The sequence below is a fragment of the Herbiconiux aconitum genome (assembly GCF_024979235.1).
GTDB classification, from domain to species: domain Bacteria; phylum Actinomycetota; class Actinomycetes; order Actinomycetales; family Microbacteriaceae; genus Herbiconiux; species Herbiconiux aconitum.
Genome location: NZ_JANLCM010000002.1, coordinates 1,370,740 through 1,386,881 on the forward strand (window position 1 = coordinate 1,370,740; position 16,142 = coordinate 1,386,881).

Consider the following 16,142-nt stretch of genomic DNA (forward strand, 5'->3'; position numbering starts at 1 on the left):
GGTATCCCAGCCCGCGGCGGGGAGCGGTGAGCGGTGTCCGGCGTGATCGGCGAGCGCCGAAAACGCCGTGAAGAGGCCGAGCGGGAAGCGTGAACGCAAGCCACCCGTCTGACGGCGTGGGTGGTCACGTGCAGATCGAGGCACGCATGCGCGACCACACCGTGAAGCGCTCGATCGACCTGCGGATCGTTCCCCCGGGAGACCTCTTCATCGGCCACCAAAGCGCGAGCGGGACATGGCAGCTGCCCGTTTGTGCCGACGGTCGATCGCTCGACGCGCTGACTGCCACCGACAGATTCAGCGTCACGCGGATGCGATTCAGCGACAACAAGAACCAGGTCTGGACCACCGACGATCGAGCCGTTCTTCGCAGCGATCGCTAGCCGGCGAATACCGGATGCCGCCTTGGATCACCCCGCCGCAGCTCTCCTCGTCGGCGCCCTACACCCCTCAGAAACTCAGCGCGCTCGACGGCCCGCGAACAGCGCGTGCAGCAGCGGCACGACCGACACGATCATCAGCACCGTTCCGAACACCGCGTCGTCGGCCCGCAGCACAGCCCCCGCCACGAGCAACGCACCGAACAGCACCGCCGAGACGATCCGCCCCACCGACCGCTCGAGGCGCCCCACCCGCTTCTCGAGATCGGGACTCCGGAACGCCACCGACCCGTCGTCGATGCGCGTGACGAGCTCATCGATCCGCTTCGGCAAGCGCCACACGAGCCCGAGGTTCGAGACGGCCTGCTTACCGACATCCTGCACCACGTTCCCGCGCTCCTCGCGGATGAGCTGCTGCGCGTAGGGCTCGACCGAATCCCACAGGTTGAACGCCGGATCGAGCGCGCTGCACACCCCTGAGGTGAGCGACATGGCCCGGATGACGAGCAAAAAGTTCTCGGGCAGCTGGAACGGCAACGACCGCACCACGTCGCCGAACTCCACCGCGAACTCGCGGAACTCGCGCGGATCGACCTCGCGCAACTCGGCGAATCCCATCCCCCCGAACCGGCCGAACAGGTGCGTCATGGCGCGCTCGAGCTCGGAGGTGTCGGCCGTCGGAAGCAGCACACCCACCTCGCGCGCGGCCTCCACGAGCCCCTTGCCGTCGCGCGAAGCGGCCGCGATGAGCATCTTGCGAAGGCCGCTGCGCGTCGACGCACCGACCTCGCCCATCATGCCGAAGTCGATGAACGTGAGTTTCCACGGCAGCGCGTCCGAGCCATCCGCGACGGCGACGGGCGTCACGAAGATGTTCCCGGGGTGCGGATCGGCGTGGAAGAACCCGTTCGTGAAGAGCTGATCGAACATCACGGCAGCGAACACCGGAGCCACCTCGGCCGGGTCGATCCCGGCCGCAGCGAGAGCCGCGGCATCCGTGATCTTGATGGCGGTGACGTCTTCGAGGGTGAGCACGCGGCGAGTGGTGCGCTCCCACACGACTTCCGGCACCGCCACCCGCGAGTCGCCGGCGAACTCCTCGGCGAACCGCACTGAGCTCGCGGCTTCGTGCAGGTAGTCGATCTCTTCGAGCGAGGTCGCGGCAAACTCCTCGACGAGCGCCGGCGCGTCGACCCGCGAATACACGAGCCGCACATGGCTGAGCCATCCGCCCACGCGACGCAGCGCCGCCAGGTCGACCGTGACGATCGAGTCGATGCCCGGCCGCTGCACCTTGATCACCACACCGCTCAGACCGGTGTCGGCCGCGTCGAGCGGGGCGAGCCGGGCCCGATGCGCTTGACCGAGGGATGCCGCGGCGACCGGATTCGGGTCGACCCACGAGTAGGCACGCGACAGCGGCATGCCCAGCTCGGCCTCGGCGAGCTGCTGGATGAGTGGGAACGGCACGGCAGGCACTTCGTCCTGCAGCCCTTCGAGTTCTTTGGTGATCTCCGGCGGCAGCACGTCGAGGCGCGACGACATGAACTGCCCGACCTTGATCATCAACCCGCCGAGATCGACGGCGAGCACGTGGAAGCGTCGCGCGAAGCGCTGCATCCGTTTCGACCGGGTGCGCTCAGCGACCCTCGTGAGTCCGATGCGCGGCAGCAACAGCTCGTACCACCACGTCACCGCGAGGTTCCACGCCGCGAACCGAAGGATGCGGCGGTACCGCGCGCGGGCAACCCGTGCCGCGGGAACCTCGTCTCCGCGGTCGGGTCGAACCGTCGTCACCCGAGTCAGTTCTGGGCGAGGATCGAGTAGATCCGGCGGCGAGCATCCTCGAGCTCGGCCACGGCCTGCTTGACCTGCTCGGGGGTGCCGGTTCGGCCCACCTGGGCTGCGGCCTGGGCGAGCTCGAAGCCAGCCTTGGGCAGTGCGGCGAAGTCGCCCTTGTCGTCGTCGGCTCCGGTGGAGTCGGATGCCCAGGGTGCCGTTGCGCCGGCACTCGCGGCCACGGCGCGCCCGGCGTCGGTGAGGGCGTAGGTCTTGCGCCCGTTGGACTCCTCGGCGGCGATGAGACCCTCGTCGGCCAGCAGCTGAAGTGTCGGGTAGACCGATCCGGGGCTCGGCTTCCAACTGCCGCCGCTGCGCTCCTCGATCTCGTGGATGATCTGGTAGCCGTGCATCGGCCGCTCGGCGAGCAATGCGAGCACGGCGGCGCGCACGTCGCCCTTGCCGACGCGGCTGCCGACCTTCTTCTCGAATCGGGCGCGGAACTGTTCCATCGCCTGCCAGATGCCGTCTGCGGCGTTGCCTGTGCCGGTGCCGAATGCTCCGTTGGGGAATGAGTTGCCCATGGTGCCCTCCTCGATAGATCGCGAACGATACTCAACGATATACACGGGCGACTGCGAGCGACATAGGAGTTCTCCGATGCGCGAGTTATTGACAGGAAGGTGCCGGGGCCGCACGTCGGCTTGGTGCCGAGCACCCGCTGCACCCCACTACTGGGGCTGCCACGCACCACGCACTACCCATAGCCTTCACGCGGGGGTCGCACGCGATGCAGCACGGTAATCCGCCAGTGCAACCGGATCCCTCCCGATCCGATTGCGACGACCGATGACGACGGCTCTTCCTCCTGCTGGCTGGTTTCCCGATCCGCACGATGCCACGCAGCAGCGATGGTGGGACGGCACCACCTGGACAGAGTTCACGACGGCGTGGGCCACGACTGCGGGTGACCCCGCGGTGACACCTCAGGAGGCCCCTGGAACGACAGTCGCGACCGCTCCCGCTCGGTGGCGCCCGACGCCTCTGACGTGGACCGTCGGCGCGATCGCGGTCGTCTGTGGCATCGTCATCCTGCCGACGCTAGGCATCGGCGGCTTCCTGGTGGCTGTTTCCCTGTTCGCGCTCGGTGCCGGCATCTGGACGATCGTCAAGAGGCGACCGAGCTGGCTGAACCTATCCCCCACGCGCGGAGCAGGCGCGGCCGTGCTGGGCATTTCTTTCGCAATACTCCTGCTCGGCTCACTCATCGCGATCCCGCCACAACAATCGAGTTCACCCGAAACAGCGAATATCGCCGATGCGATCGACCCGGTCGCAGGAGCGGCGACCGAGCCGAGTGCCGCGGCGCACCCGAAGAAGAGTTCGTCTCCGACGGCCACCACAGCACCGACTCCGGCGCCGGTCAAGACGACGCAGATGGTCGACGTTCCCGAGCCGATCGCCTTCGCGCAAGAGAGTTACGAAGAACCGACGCTGGACATCGGAACCAACGCGGTCGTCACGGCAGGGGCGCAGGGAACGAAGATTTCGAGATGGGAGATCGCGCTGGTCGACGGTGTCGAAGTAAGCCGCGTGCTCATTTCAGAAACTGTGACCGTCCCACCGGTGAACGAAGTGACAGCGGTCGGCACCCGGCAGCCTCCCCCGGCCCCGGAGCCGGAATCCGAACAGGCTCAGGGCGATGGATGCGACCCCAACTACGAGTGGGGATGCGTCCCGATCGCCTCCGACGTCGATTGCCCAGGCGGAAGTGGCAACGGCCCCGCTTATGCGCCCGGAACAGTGCATGTCATCGGCAACGACATCTACGACCTCGACCGCGACGGCGACGGAATCGCGTGCGACTGACGCGTGGGACGTCCTCGCACTCGTGCCACCGAACCACGCGGGCGCCCCAGAAACATCGGCGACCGACGACCAAGAGCTACGATCAGGCAACGCACTAATGCAAGCGTGTCATGGGAGACACTTGGCAAGACTTGGTCAGCGTGGTGTCATCCACCCGAACGCATCTTGCTTCCGCCCCGTGGCGCTCAATCGGGGGGAAGACCATGTCAGACAACAACATCACGCCGCCGGGCTGGTATCCCGACGAGTCTCAGTCGAACCTTCAGCGCTACTGGGACGGTTCTGCTTGGACGTCGCACACGGCTCCGATCCACCCTGAGGCGGTATCGACGGCCCCACTTTCTCGTGCCCCGGGACAGCCATGGCCTCACACTTCGGGCTTTCCGCATTCCGATCGGCCCACGACGAAGGGGCCCGGAAAGGCCAAGTGGTGGTTAATCGGTTCGGGAGCGGCCGTCCTGCTTCTGGTCATCGGAATCAGTGTGGGGGCGGGGGGACGCGCCAATATCAGCTCCGGGGCAGAGGCCGCAGCAGTCGCAGAGACCACGGTTCCGTCAGATACGCCGAGCCCAACCTCGACTCCGACCCCAACCGTCGAAGCAGTTGTGCCTGCACCCGACCCCGAGCCTGTCGAGGCCCCAGTGATCGATGCAGCGGCCTTCACGGCCAGTGCGAACAGTCAACTCGACGATGTCAATAAGGACCTCAATGACATGATCATCACGCTTGACGAAGACGGCTTCTGGCGTCTGCTGTCGAACTATGGGGAACTGAGCTTCAACCTCGGCCAACTCCAGTCATTGACTCCCCCACCCAACATCGCCGCCGAGTGGAACACGCAGCTCGTGCAGCTGGAGGCAAACTTCGGAGCAATCGGTGACGCGATCTCCGCGGACCAGAAGGACGCAGTTCGTCCGGCCGTCGAGGCCGCGGCTTATCAATCCGCTACATTGCGTGAGGTTGCCTCGCGGGCAGCGCAATAGCCTTCCCGAACCGCTCAAGCTCCAGAAAAGCCTGCTCCTGACGGCTCATCGAGTCGACGCTCAAAATCTTGTCGGCCGGCTGGATGCGCGGCGGGCCCCTCAGAAATAGGCTCGGGTCATGGTGAACCACGCGCAGGCAGACCGCATGACATCGGGCAAGGGCTTCATCGCCGCACTCGACCAGAGCGGCGGGTCGACACCGAAGGCCCTGAGCCTCTACGGCATCGAGCCGAGCGAGTACTCCACCGATGCCGAGATGTTCGATCTGATGCACCAGATGCGCACCCGCATCGTCATGTCGCCCGCTTTCGGCGGCGACCGGGTGCTGGCGGCGATCCTCTTCGAAGAGACGATGAACCGCGAGTTCGGCGGCAAACCGGCGGCGCACTACCTGTGGAACGACAAGGGCGTGGTGCCTTTCCTGAAGATCGACAAGGGCCTGGCCTACGCCGCCGACGGTGTGCAGGTGATGAAGCCGATCCCGGGTCTCGATGCCCTCCTCGAGAAGGCGGTGCAGCACGGCATCTTCGGCACCAAGGCGCGTTCGGTGATCGGTGAGGCGAATGCCGCCGGCATCGCGGCGATCGTCGAGCAGCAGTTCGAGATCGCGCACCAGGTGCTGTCGCACGGCCTGATCCCCATCCTCGAACCCGAGGTCACCATCACGATCCCCGACAAGGCGGCCGCCGAAGACCTGCTGCTCGAGCACCTCACGACGCACCTCGACGCCGTGCCCGAGGGCCAGCACGTGATGGTGAAGCTGTCGCTGCCGACGGTCACGAATCACTACCGGTCGCTCACCGAGCATCCGCGAGTCATGCGCGTGGTGGCGCTCTCGGGCGGCTACACGCGCGCTGAGGCCGATGCCCTCCTCGCGCAGGACGTCGGTGAGATCGCGAGTTTCAGTCGCGCGCTCTCGGAGGGTCTGTCGGTGCAGCAGTCCGACCAGGAGTTCAACGCCACCCTCGACGAGGCCATCCAGGACATCTACGACGCGTCGGTGTCGCCGGAGTAGTTTTCGATCGGGTCAGCCGCGGCGCGGGATGTATAGTTGTAGCTATACAAGGAGCCACCGTGTCCGACCTCATCCGAACCGCCAGAGCCCGCTCGGGCATGTCGATCTACGACCTGGCACCGCGCCTCGGCGTCACAGCAGGAGCCGTCTCCCAGCTCGAGCGGTCAGAGAGGGCAGGCACGATCAAGCTGGCATCGCTCGAACGAGCTCTCGACGCCCTCGGCGAGCGCCTTCACATCTCGACGACTCCCGCGACCATGGCCGAAAAGCACCTGATGTCCGCTCGAAGCGCGGCACGAGCCATCGATGCCGAGCTCAAGGCGGCCGACCCCGCAGCTGCCCTCCGCCTCACCACGCAGGCGATCGACCACTTCCGTCGAGCTGATTCCGAGAACGAGATCGCGGATTTCCTCAAGAAACCGCCGGCGATCAGCGACCCGCGATGGGACACTCTCTTCGCGACGGCAGTCGCATGGGATGCCGCGCGACGCGGGATCACTCCCCCGCGTTGGACCATGAAGCCGGCTCTTGAGCGTGAGTGGGTTCCCGGACCGGATTCTGGCTACTCCGCCCGGTACGTCGAATTGATCAAGAGCACCGCTGAGCCCGAGTTCCTGGAACGGGGCATCGTCATTCGCGAGAAAGACCTCACGGCAGCCTGAGCGGTGCACCCCTGTTCTCCGGCGAGGAATTGCGCGATCTCCTCGACGAACTAGGCGACCGAATCCAGCGGCGAGGTGAATCGGTCGACGCGTACATCATCAGGGAACGGCCATGGCGATCGGCCTCGGGTCCCGCCGTGCGACAGAAGACATCGACGGGCTCTTCCGCCCGTTCGAGGTCGTGAAGGAAGAAGCTGCGTCGATGGCCGACGAACGCGGCCTACCGGCGGGTTGGATCAATCAAAGCGCGTTCTCTTTCATGACCTTCGAAAGCGATGACACGGATGCCCGCACGATCGAGTTCGGTGGCATGCACGTGCGGCTCGCTTCTCCGCGGTTCCTGTTGGCGATGAAGATGGCGGCCGGCCGTCTGAAAGATCACGACGACATCGTCACGCTGATCCGACACCTACGAATCACCGCGCCCGAAGAGATCGTGAATCTCACGTTCGACGTCTTCGGCGAAGACGGCGTCACGTTGACCGACAGCCGCGAGAGCGTGCTGCTCCAGGCCGAAGAGATGATTCGGCTTTCACGTCAGAGCTGATCCGGCAGACCCGCCCGACGGAGGAAGGCGGCCCGGTCCGCGTTCAGCGGGATCGGCCGGGTCGCCGTGTCATCCGACGCGCGGCCGGAGTCACCACCCTCCCACTCAGCGTCGTCTCCGAAGAGCGCAGCGATCTCAGCGGTGGCATCGCGCGACTCTCCGAAGCCTCGCGACCCCGCTGCGTCCCGCGACGCCACGACACCGAGCGGCTCGGTCGCATCCCACTGGCCCGCAGTGCCACGCGCCGACGCCGCATCCCACTGGGTCGCCGCCTCACGCGCAGCCGCCGCATCACGTGCCGCCGCCGCATCACGCCCGCCCGCGGCATCCGGCTCGGCCGCCTCCAGCGACCGCTCCCACTCCCCCATCCGCTCCGCAGCGCGCGAGGCGGCGTAGCTGCCCCACACCTCGAGGGCTTGCGAGATCACGGCTTCCTGCTGCTGCAACACGGCCTTGTTGATGCGCTTGCCGAACTTCAGCTGCCGGTCGGCACGGTCCGACGCCACGGCCACCTGCACCGAAGCCTCGACCTCGATGGCCTTGGCGCGTTCGGCGGCCCAGACGGAACCGCCCGACACTTCGCCGTCTTCGCGCACCTCCACTAGCCGGTCGTACGCCGTCGGCACACCCAGGTTCGCGAGCACCTTCACGATCACCGGCAGCAGCTCGATGCAGATGAACAGCAGCGCGATCATGATGTGCGCCACGTTCAGCAGCGGGTTCGCCTCGCCCAGCCGGAACAACGCCGACAGCCGCGAGAGCAGCCCCGCGCTGTTGTCGACGGCGCTGTCGTGGGCCGCTTGCTCGGTCGTGCGCTCATCCTGAGCCCTGGCCAGTGTGGCCTGGTCGTCGGCGAGCTGCGATTTGGCGGCGTCGAGCCGGCTCTGAGCGGATGCCTGCAGGTTCTGCGATGCCGTCGTCTCCGCTGCTTGCTCGGCGGTCTTGGCCGCATCGAGGCGGGCTTCGGCCTGCTGCACCGCCACGAGCTTCGACTGCGTCACGTCGCCGTCGCCCCGGATGCCGGTGCCACCAGTTCCGTCGATCTCGGCCAGGTAGGCGGTCTGCGCCGCGTCGTAGGCGGTCTGTGCGGCGGCGGTCGCGGCAACGGCCGCGGCGTAGTTCGGGTCGGACGACAGATCGGTCTGCAGCCCCTTGTCGACGATGGCCTGGTTCGCAGCGATCGAGTCCTGCAGGTCGGGGATGGCGGCGAACCGCGGGTCGTTGGCCATCTGCTGCTCGAACGCCGACTTCTCCTCGGCCTGCATCACCTGGATCTCCGAGTTGATCTCGGCGTTGAAGATCTGCAGTGTGAGCGGCGTCGAGATGACCGTTCCGATGATGAGCGCGAGCGCGACGCGCGGCAGGGCGAGCCCGATGTTACGCGCGACTCCCTTCTGCTTGGCCATGCCGATGATGAGCAGCCGGTCGAGGTTCAGGATGATGACACCCCAGAACACGCCGATGATCACGGCAACGGGAATGGGCGCCCCCACCGCCATCACGAGCGCGAACGTCGCTGACACCGCCGACAGGAAGGCCGTGCTCAGGATGACGCCGCCCATCGCGACGAATCGTGCACGGTCGCCGGGCGCATCCGCCAGCACGTCGAGGCGGGCGCCGCCGAGCCAGGCCATGAAGTTGGAGACGGGGTTGGAGTTGTAGCGACGAGCCATTGCGACCTTTCGGGAGGTGACGTCGGTCAGAACAACGGATGCGCGCTCGACCGCGCCCGCACGTCCTGACACGAGGAGCGAAGCTACCGCACCAGAATCTGCGTTCCCTGGCACGCCCCTGTGTTCGCCGTTTGATGCCGATTCCTGCGCGATAGTCAAGCGGTTCACGAATGGCGGTTTTCGGCGGAAGGTGGGAGGAACATCAGACGACGGGACCCCCAATGACGAACGCACGAGACATCATGACCCCCGACCCGGAGGGCATCCGGGAGAGCCACACCTTGCGCGAGGCCGCGGTGCTGATGCGCGACCTCGACGTCGGTGCGCTGCCGATCCTCGGCGACGGCGGCGCGCTGGTCGGCGTGATCACCGACCGCGACATCGTGGTGGGATGCGTGGCCGACGGCTCCGACCCCGAGACGATGCTCGTCGGCGAGCTGGCCGACCGCGAGCCCGTGACGGTCGAGGCCGACGACGACGTGCGTGAGGCCCTCAGCGCGATGCAGGAGCACCAGGTGCGGCGCGTGCCGGTGCTCGAGGGCGGGCGCCTGGTGGGCATCATCAGTCAGGCCGACATCGCGCTGTCGCTGTCGCCGATCGAGACCGGCGAGACGGTCGAGGAGATCTCCGAGTAGTCCCACGGAAGCCGCCTGCGGGCGTGCTTCGCCCAGCTCCAGGTGGACTACGGATGCAGCGTCAGCGCGACCCCGCCGATAGGCCGTTGCGCCGACGAGGAGCCGCAGACCGCGGCGGCGTGGGGCAGCCAGAATTCGGGCGGTCGTCGTTGGGACTTCGTTCCACGCGGCCGCCCGATTCGCTTCAGCGGCGCTTCAGCGGCGCTTCTTCTCGGAGCCGATGTCGCCCAGAAACTCTTCGAACGAGGGAAAGAGCCGGTCGCGCGACGCCCGCTCGGCCTCGACGCCGATGCGGATGACCTCGTGCAGCGGCACGGCATCCGCGTCGAGCCGAGCGCGCAGCTCCGCGACGCGGTCGAGCGGCGAGCGCTCCCCCGCATCGCCGGAGCTGGGAGGCGTCGAGATCCCGAGCGCCGCTTCAAGCGCTGCAAGATCGGGCAGCACGCCGAGCGATGCCGGCACAACCGGTGACGCGACGGCGATCTGCGCGGGTGCGGGCACGGGCAGCACCCGCACCACGTTGGACAGCGCGGCGACCTCCCCGTGCGCGTTGGTGGCTCGCACCCCGATCCGTCCGCTCTGGCGCGCGGTGAACCGCTCGAACACGACGCGCCCGCCGACCTCGCGCCGGATGTCGGCTCGCCCGGGCATCTCGATCGTGAGCTGCTGCGCTCCGGAGAGTTCGACTTCGAGTCGCACCTCATCGCCTTCGGCCACGAGGGCCGGGCTAACGTCGACGCGCAGAATGACGGGTGCAGCGAGGTTCTCCACGATCACGGTGCGCAGATACTGGTACCACTCGGATGCGCTGGGCCGCCCCTCAGGGTCGTCACCCAACGCGTCACGCATCATCCGCTGCCCGGTCTCATCGAGCACGCTCCGGATGCGGTCGGCGTCGCGGCTCCGCTCGAGTCCGTCGCCGGCCGGCGCGAGCACGCGCAGAATCAGCAGCCCCAGCTTGTAGCGATCGGTGGCGACAGTCTGCACCGAGGGCGCACGAGACATCGAGACATCCGTCGTTCCGTCGTCGCCGATGTCTTCGAACGTCTCGGGCGCCGCCCACCCCGCGCTGTTGCGCTGTAGGGCGCCGTCGTCGCCGAACACCGCCCCTTCGGCCCCGATGACGAACGCTTCGGCCACGTCGCCGACGCCGAAGAGCACAGACCGCTCGGACAGGTCGCCGTAAACGATCCCATGCCGATGCAGCAGCTCGAGCAGCAAGGACACCCGCGCGAGCACGGTGCTCCGTGGGACTAGATCCCGCTCCCCCGGTGCAACCGCGCCGGCCCGCCGGGCTCGCTTGGGTGCGGACACGAGCCATTTGGCATCCTGAGGCGCTTTGTCGGCGCGCTTGTCGTCGGAGGGCACGTAGTAGAACGGATGCGCGGCCAGCGGCACGAGGCATCCGACGAACGCCCCTCCGTCGTCGGCCACGAGCGCCAGGGGCCACGCGGCGACTCCGTCGAGTGTGGCGCGTTCGCTCGCGTCAAGCCCGTTCCGCCACGCGATGAGCCGTCGAAGCGTCACCGGGTGCCAGTGCTTCGCGTCGCGATCCCGGATGCGTACGAAGGCCAGTCCCCCTTGGTGCCCTGCGACGGTGAACGCGTCGAGTCGTTCGACGTCGGTGGCGGCCCCGCTCCCGATCTGCGTGCGCAGCCCCAGATCCGACTCGCGCACGACGACCACCGCGCTGCCGCCCGCGGACTTCGGCGCCCGCTCCTCTATACCGTCACGTTCCGACACGAGGAGCGAAGCTACCGCATCAGAATCTGCGTTCCCTGGAACGCTTCGGGCGAAGGCCTGCTCATCACCGGCGAAGACTCGGCAGGCCCGCGGCGAAGAGCGCGGCGGTGGCTCCGTGATCGATTGCCGGCCGGCAAGACCTCCACGGGCTCCTCTCGCACCCGACGGCAATGCCGAGTAGCGTGACGACCATGAAAAGCGGAGCCGGGCGCATAACGCTCATCGTCGTCGGTATCGTCGCTCTACTGGTCGGAGTCGTCTTCGCCGGGCAGGGCGCAAACCTGATCCCCGGAAGCTCCATGACCGGCGATAGTACCTGGCTCTACGTCGGCATCGCGCTCGCGGTCGTCGGTGTCGTGCTGCTGGTAATCGGGATCCGGCGTCGCAAAGACGGCCACTGAGCGCGCGCGAGCCTGTGGCCGAACAGCAGGAGGATGGATGCCCGCCACGAAGACGAGCACCTGCGTCGGCGCCGGCAGCGTCGGGTCTTCTCGTTGCCGGATGGCGACGGAGTCTTATCCGGTTGGAGCCATAGTCCCCCGCCCGCTGCGCGGGCTCCCGCCAATCCCGATGCCAATGGCTCCAACCGGATAACCACCATCCCCATCCTCCCGTTCGACTTCTCGCACGCCTTCACAAAAGGACGTCGCTACTCACGGTCAAATGTGATGGTCGAGGATGCGACGCCCACGCGGGTCGGGTCATCACCTGCCAAGCGCACGAGGCGCACCCCCGCCGATCGGGACCCGTTGAGGATCGGCTCCTCGACGAAGAGCTGGTAGGTGCGGTCTCCGCGCTCGCCCTCAGCCCACGCGATGACCTCGAACACATCTCTGGCGTCGCGGATGCGCCACTCCCAGGACTGCGCCGCCCACGCAGGATCCGGTTGCAGCCAGAAGTACACCCGATAGACGGGGTAGTCCTCGTCCTGCAGAACGTCTCGAGGATCGACGGGCTCGGCGATCACACTTACTCCACTTCGCTCGGTTCAAACCGGATCGTCCCGAGCACCACGTTAGACCCGACTCCATCCGGATCATCGCCGCTCGTCAGTGGGTCTCCGCAAGCCAAGGGCAGCACGAAGCCGTTCGCCGATCCTGATGCTGATCGCGGCGACCATCCCGCGGGCGGAACGGCAGTGACGCGAGCCTCACCCCAATACTGTCCCGAACCGGCCGAACATGAGGTAGCCGCATTCGCTTTGAGGTACGACGCGTTGTTCATCGAGTTCGGCGTTCCTGCCCAATCGCCACCGCCTTGCTTGTGCAAGTACAACCGAATGTAGATGCTTTCCATCCTCTGTCCGCAGTCGACCCGGCCTTCGACATTGATGGTGCCGCTCACGTGATGAGACGCATGAGGATGCGCGACTGATATCACGCAGTTGAACGCGGAGAGGCTCGCCTCTGCCGGGGAGGGACTCATCTGGCTCGCGACAGTGCCGCCGCCAAGTGCCATCGAAAACGCCGCCACCATTGACGCTCGCCGCAGCCACTTCTTCATGATCGAACCTTCCGTCGGCCCGCACTGGCGGGATGCCGGACAGCCTGCTCGCATGGAGGCGGTAGGCATTATGAGCAATTGCTACTCAACTGAAGCCACCTGGGCTGAAGAGAGATCACGATGACGCTCGGTCTCTTGCTGATCGGCTCCTCGCTGCTTGCTCGCTCACTCGAGGGGCCGCGTCAGCCGTAGATCCAAATCCGTACACCCGGAGCAGGCTGGGTAGTGGCCTGAGACCAGACCGATCAGCCACTAACCGAAGGAAAAGTCAATGGATGCACCCAGCGTGATCATCGGCATCATCGTCTACGTCGTCGGCTTCGTCGTCGCGATCCTCGTCCTGTCGGCCGTCATCCGTAATGCGGTCAGGCGCGGCGTCGAAGACGTGCTCTACACGAAGGGCAAGGACGGTCTGTGGTCGGCGAATCCGTGGGTCATCTCCATCGCCAAAGAGATCGCAGCGGAGACGCGCAAGACCGACGCCTGATCGCGGGCTGCCCAACGCCCGAGGCAGTGAGTTCCAACAGGCGGCCCGACGGCAAAGCCGAGTAGCGTGACGACCATGAGAAGCAGAGCCGGGCGCATAACGCTCATCGTCGTCGGTATCGTCGCCCTGCTGATCGGAGTCGTCTTCGCAGGACAGGGCGCGAACCTGATCCCCGGAAGCTCAATGACCGGAGACCGCACCTGGCTCTACATCGGCCTCGCGCTCGCGCTCGTCGGCGTTGTGCTGCTCGTGGCTGGCATCCGGCGTCGCGGAAGCGGTGGCTGAGGCGCTAGGCGTCCGTTCGGGGTTGCTGTAGGTGTCGCCTTAGATTCGCTCCGTGTCGCGAGGTGAGATTTGAGCGCTCCCAGGATCGAACTCTGACGAGTCCGGGCACACATCGGGTAACGTGACCCCACATACGCGCGTCTCCGACTTAGCCACGAGCGCGCTCAAACTGGGGGACACATGGGCGACGAACTCGAGCTGATTAGCGACGGCGACGGCCTCGCGATCATCGGCGAGCCGGCGGCGGTCGAGCGCTTCCTCAGCTCTGCCGGTGTCCCATCAAGGGACCTCCCACTTCAGAAGCGTCTCGGCGCTGCCCTCAGCACGGGATCCGGTGTCGCCCAGGCGGGCTCGGACATCGCTGCTAACGCAGGTCGTTGGGTCAAACTGACCGAGGAGTCAGCGAAGGCCATGAAGGTCGGCCAGCTGATGAAAGGCTCGTCGTCGGGAGTGAGTCGCGCCGTCGTCACGAACAAGGGCAAGGTCACGAAGCTTCTGGAGTTCACGAAGCCTGGTTCAATCGGCTCGATACTGACGAGCCCGGCCATGCTGGCTGGCGCTGCGGGGATCATGGCTCAGCTCGCCATGCAGCAGACGATGGAAGAGATCACCCAGTACCTCGCTGTCATCGACGAGAAGGTCGACGACATACTCCGCGCGCAGAAGGATGCGGCGATTGCGCAGATGATCGGTGTTGGTTTCGTCATCGACGACGCCATGACACTCCGGGAGCATACGGGTCGCGTGTCGGAGGTCACCTGGTCAAAGGTGCAAGGCGCCGAGCAGATAATCGCGACGACGCAGGGGTACGCACTCCGTCAGCTTGACGCCCTCGCCGAGAAGATGGAGAAGAGGTCCAAGGTCGGAGACCTGGCAAAGCTCGCGGAAGATGCCGAGACGACAGTCGAGGAATGGCTCGCGGTCCTGGCCCGGTGCTTCCAGCTCCAGGACGGGCTGGCCATCCTCGAGCTCGACCGGGTCCTCGACTCGGGAGCCGACGATCTTGACCGCCATCGCACTGGTCTGCAGTCCGCGAGGAGGAAGCGCCGTGATCAGATCGCACGCAGTACAGCACGTCTCATGGAGCGAATGGACGCGGCATCCGGCATCGCCAACACTCAAGTCCTGCTGCACCCGCTCAAGGCCGGCGCCGTCGTCAGGTCTGGTAATGAGGTGGCGGCTGACGTCATTGTCTTCAATGAACGTCTTGGCATCGAGGCGGGTCGGCGATCGCTGGAGGCGAAGCGCTGGAAACAGGCACTCGGCGAGGCAAAGGATCAGGCAGTCGAGACGGGCGTCGACGGTGTGGAACTAGCCAGGCGCCTAGGCGCCTGGACCGTCGAGGGCGCGAAGTCGGTGGCAGGGAAGGTTTCGCACGATATCGCCGAACGGTTGCCTCACCGACGCCCCGATGAATTGGACGACGACCGCGACCTCTGAGCTCGCGAGCGTGAGTTACGACTAGCAGGACTTTGCCGATTGTAGCCCTCCCGTCTTAGCACTGTTCCACTGAGGGCGCTGCAGATACCAACTAGGGAGAGGAGAGGCTCCCGGAGCGGGCGATGCATCTGAAGGACGTAGTGGTCGACGTTGGTGAACATCTCCTTGCTGCCGTTGCACGCTCCTATTGACTGACCTGCTCGCAACTGTGACTGTGCCGCTGCCTGATCGCCGATCGGTGTTGGCGATGGCGACAAAGGCGCGTCAATCGTCCGGCTTCCGGCAGAGCCAACGTGCTCGGTCTATCGATGACGGAACGCCTACCCACTGAGCCCAATGATGGGACTAGATATCGGAGGAATTGCGATTAGCAGTCAAGGCAGCTCTGCCATGGTGCGAGCGCGTCAGCCTCGGCGTCAAACCTGGCGCTTTGCCAATGTCCCCGCGCAACGAGATCGACGGGCGCAGCGCGTTCGATCCAGTCCTTGTCCACCGAGTACACGAGTTCTATCGCAGATAGGTCGTGCGAGAGAACACAAAAGACCAACTCCCACGACGAATCGCGAAGCATCGTCTGATACTCATTCCGGGAAAGATAGAACTCCGTGCGACCACGCCGAGTGGTGGATTTCACCTCAAGGTGCGTCTCTAGGTCGTCTCCCACAACCGCGATGTCATACCCGTAGCCATCTGAAATCTGCGACATATGGACGACCTGGGCTCTGCACGATTGCTCTAGAGCCTGAAGGAGCAGGCTTTCGCCCGCTGCCCCAACTTCTGACCTTCGGGCGAGATCGATGCGTGCCCAAGCGCTCGCCAGCTCCGCGTACGCTGCATTTGGGTTCAGCCCGAGAACCTCCGCGACTCCCAATGCATCGCTAGGAAGTTCGTCTGGTCCCTTAATTAGATTCCCGAAATCATGCATCCAGTTAGTGTCCCCAACACCCGCGGTGAGAAGCGAAGTTCGCCTCTTGAGCTCACCCAGTTCAAGGATTTCCGGAAGCAAGTTGGAACGGATTAGCCAGGCCAGACCTGCTTCGTGCTGTGTCGGAGTCAGGTCCGAGTATTGAGGCGCCGTACTGAGGAGCGAACGAGCTCGGGTTTCTCCACCCGGTAGGAGATCAAGCCAGCGAATTGCTGC

18 protein-coding genes are annotated in these 16,142 nt (G+C 65.8%); 11 read left to right on the top strand and 7 right to left on the bottom strand.

All coding sequences use genetic code 11. From position 1 onward, the window contains the following. The first annotated feature begins 89 nt into the window (after positions 1-89). On the top strand, positions 90-383 hold the full coding sequence (locus N1027_RS17895; protein ID WP_259509697.1) for a hypothetical protein: 294 nt from the start codon (positions 90-92) through the stop codon (positions 381-383). 75 nt (positions 384-458) lie between these two features. Here the strand turns inward: N1027_RS17895 and N1027_RS17900 are convergent, their stop codons facing one another. Continuing rightward, complete coding sequence (locus N1027_RS17900; protein ID WP_259509698.1) at positions 459-2,177, bottom strand: ABC1 kinase family protein; 1,719 nt, start codon at positions 2,175-2,177, stop codon at positions 459-461. Positions 2,178-2,182: 5 nt separating this feature from the next. Beyond that, positions 2,183-2,743, bottom strand: a complete 561-nt coding sequence (locus N1027_RS17905; RefSeq protein ID WP_259509700.1) for a PadR family transcriptional regulator — start codon at positions 2,741-2,743, stop codon at positions 2,183-2,185. A gap of 265 nt (positions 2,744-3,008) precedes the next feature. On the opposite strand from N1027_RS17905, the gene N1027_RS17910 reads away from it, so the two are divergent. The 5 genes from N1027_RS17910 (at position 3,009) to N1027_RS17935 (ending at position 7,235) form a co-directional block, all read left to right on the top strand. Continuing rightward, positions 3,009-4,028 (top strand): G5 domain-containing protein, encoded by a 1,020-nt coding sequence (locus N1027_RS17910; protein WP_259509709.1) that lies wholly within the window; start codon positions 3,009-3,011, stop codon positions 4,026-4,028. 203 nt (positions 4,029-4,231) lie between these two features. Further along, a complete protein-coding gene (locus tag N1027_RS20275; protein ID WP_284439061.1) occupies positions 4,232-5,011 on the top strand; it encodes a DUF2510 domain-containing protein in 780 nt (259 codons plus the stop codon). A gap of 118 nt (positions 5,012-5,129) precedes the next feature. After that, the gene (locus tag N1027_RS17925) at positions 5,130-6,026 is read left to right on the top strand and encodes a fructose bisphosphate aldolase (RefSeq protein WP_259509711.1); all 897 of its coding nucleotides are present in this window, start codon (positions 5,130-5,132) and stop codon (positions 6,024-6,026) included. A 59-nt stretch (positions 6,027-6,085) separates the two neighbouring features. Further along, the gene (locus N1027_RS17930; RefSeq protein ID WP_259509719.1) at positions 6,086-6,688 is read left to right on the top strand and encodes a helix-turn-helix domain-containing protein; all 603 of its coding nucleotides are present in this window, start codon (positions 6,086-6,088) and stop codon (positions 6,686-6,688) included. A gap of 202 nt (positions 6,689-6,890) precedes the next feature. Next, positions 6,891-7,235 (top strand): hypothetical protein, encoded by a 345-nt coding sequence (locus N1027_RS17935; protein WP_259509721.1) that lies wholly within the window; start codon positions 6,891-6,893, stop codon positions 7,233-7,235. Here N1027_RS17935 and N1027_RS17940 read toward each other — a convergent pair. Continuing rightward, positions 7,226-8,980: a DUF4407 domain-containing protein gene (locus tag N1027_RS17940; RefSeq protein WP_259509723.1), complete on the bottom strand. Its 1,755-nt coding sequence runs from the start codon at positions 8,978-8,980 to the stop codon at positions 7,226-7,228. The genes N1027_RS17935 and N1027_RS17940 overlap by 10 nt on opposite strands. A gap of 149 nt (positions 8,981-9,129) precedes the next feature. Here N1027_RS17940 and N1027_RS17945 point away from each other — a divergent pair, with 149 nt between their 5' ends. Further along, positions 9,130-9,543 (top strand): CBS domain-containing protein, encoded by a 414-nt coding sequence (locus N1027_RS17945; RefSeq protein ID WP_259509725.1) that lies wholly within the window; start codon positions 9,130-9,132, stop codon positions 9,541-9,543. Between the two features lie 195 nt (positions 9,544-9,738). On the opposite strand, the gene N1027_RS17950 is transcribed toward N1027_RS17945, so the two are convergent. Beyond that, complete coding sequence (locus tag N1027_RS17950) at positions 9,739-11,286, bottom strand: protein kinase family protein (RefSeq protein WP_259509727.1); 1,548 nt, start codon at positions 11,284-11,286, stop codon at positions 9,739-9,741. Between the two features lie 191 nt (positions 11,287-11,477). On the opposite strand from N1027_RS17950, the gene N1027_RS17955 reads away from it, so the two are divergent. Beyond that, positions 11,478-11,687, top strand: a complete 210-nt coding sequence (locus N1027_RS17955) for an LPXTG cell wall anchor domain-containing protein (RefSeq protein WP_259509729.1) — start codon at positions 11,478-11,480, stop codon at positions 11,685-11,687. Between the two features lie 248 nt (positions 11,688-11,935). On the opposite strand, the gene N1027_RS17960 is transcribed toward N1027_RS17955, so the two are convergent. Together N1027_RS17960 and N1027_RS17965 are read right to left on the bottom strand one after the other, a co-directional pair. After that, the gene (locus N1027_RS17960) at positions 11,936-12,253 is read right to left on the bottom strand and encodes a hypothetical protein (RefSeq protein ID WP_259509731.1); all 318 of its coding nucleotides are present in this window, start codon (positions 12,251-12,253) and stop codon (positions 11,936-11,938) included. A 2-nt stretch (positions 12,254-12,255) separates the two neighbouring features. Continuing rightward, a complete protein-coding gene (locus N1027_RS17965) occupies positions 12,256-12,789 on the bottom strand; it encodes a hypothetical protein (protein ID WP_259509734.1) in 534 nt (177 codons plus the stop codon). Positions 12,790-13,060: 271 nt separating this feature from the next. Between N1027_RS17965 and N1027_RS17970 the strand changes: the two genes are divergently transcribed. The 3 genes from N1027_RS17970 to N1027_RS17980 all read left to right on the top strand — a co-directional run bounded on the left by N1027_RS17970 (position 13,061) and on the right by N1027_RS17980 (position 15,001). Continuing rightward, on the top strand, positions 13,061-13,276 hold the full coding sequence (locus tag N1027_RS17970) for a hypothetical protein (protein WP_259509736.1): 216 nt from the start codon (positions 13,061-13,063) through the stop codon (positions 13,274-13,276). A 75-nt stretch (positions 13,277-13,351) separates the two neighbouring features. Beyond that, positions 13,352-13,561, top strand: a complete 210-nt coding sequence (locus tag N1027_RS17975; RefSeq protein ID WP_259509738.1) for a hypothetical protein — start codon at positions 13,352-13,354, stop codon at positions 13,559-13,561. Positions 13,562-13,741: 180 nt separating this feature from the next. Further along, a complete protein-coding gene (locus N1027_RS17980) occupies positions 13,742-15,001 on the top strand; it encodes a hypothetical protein (RefSeq protein ID WP_259509740.1) in 1,260 nt (419 codons plus the stop codon). A 367-nt stretch (positions 15,002-15,368) separates the two neighbouring features. Here N1027_RS17980 and N1027_RS20255 read toward each other — a convergent pair whose 3' ends face one another. Continuing rightward, on the bottom strand, positions 15,369-15,926 hold the full coding sequence (locus N1027_RS20255) for a protein NO VEIN domain-containing protein (protein WP_372499765.1): 558 nt from the start codon (positions 15,924-15,926) through the stop codon (positions 15,369-15,371). Between the last annotated feature and the right edge of the window lie 216 nt (positions 15,927-16,142).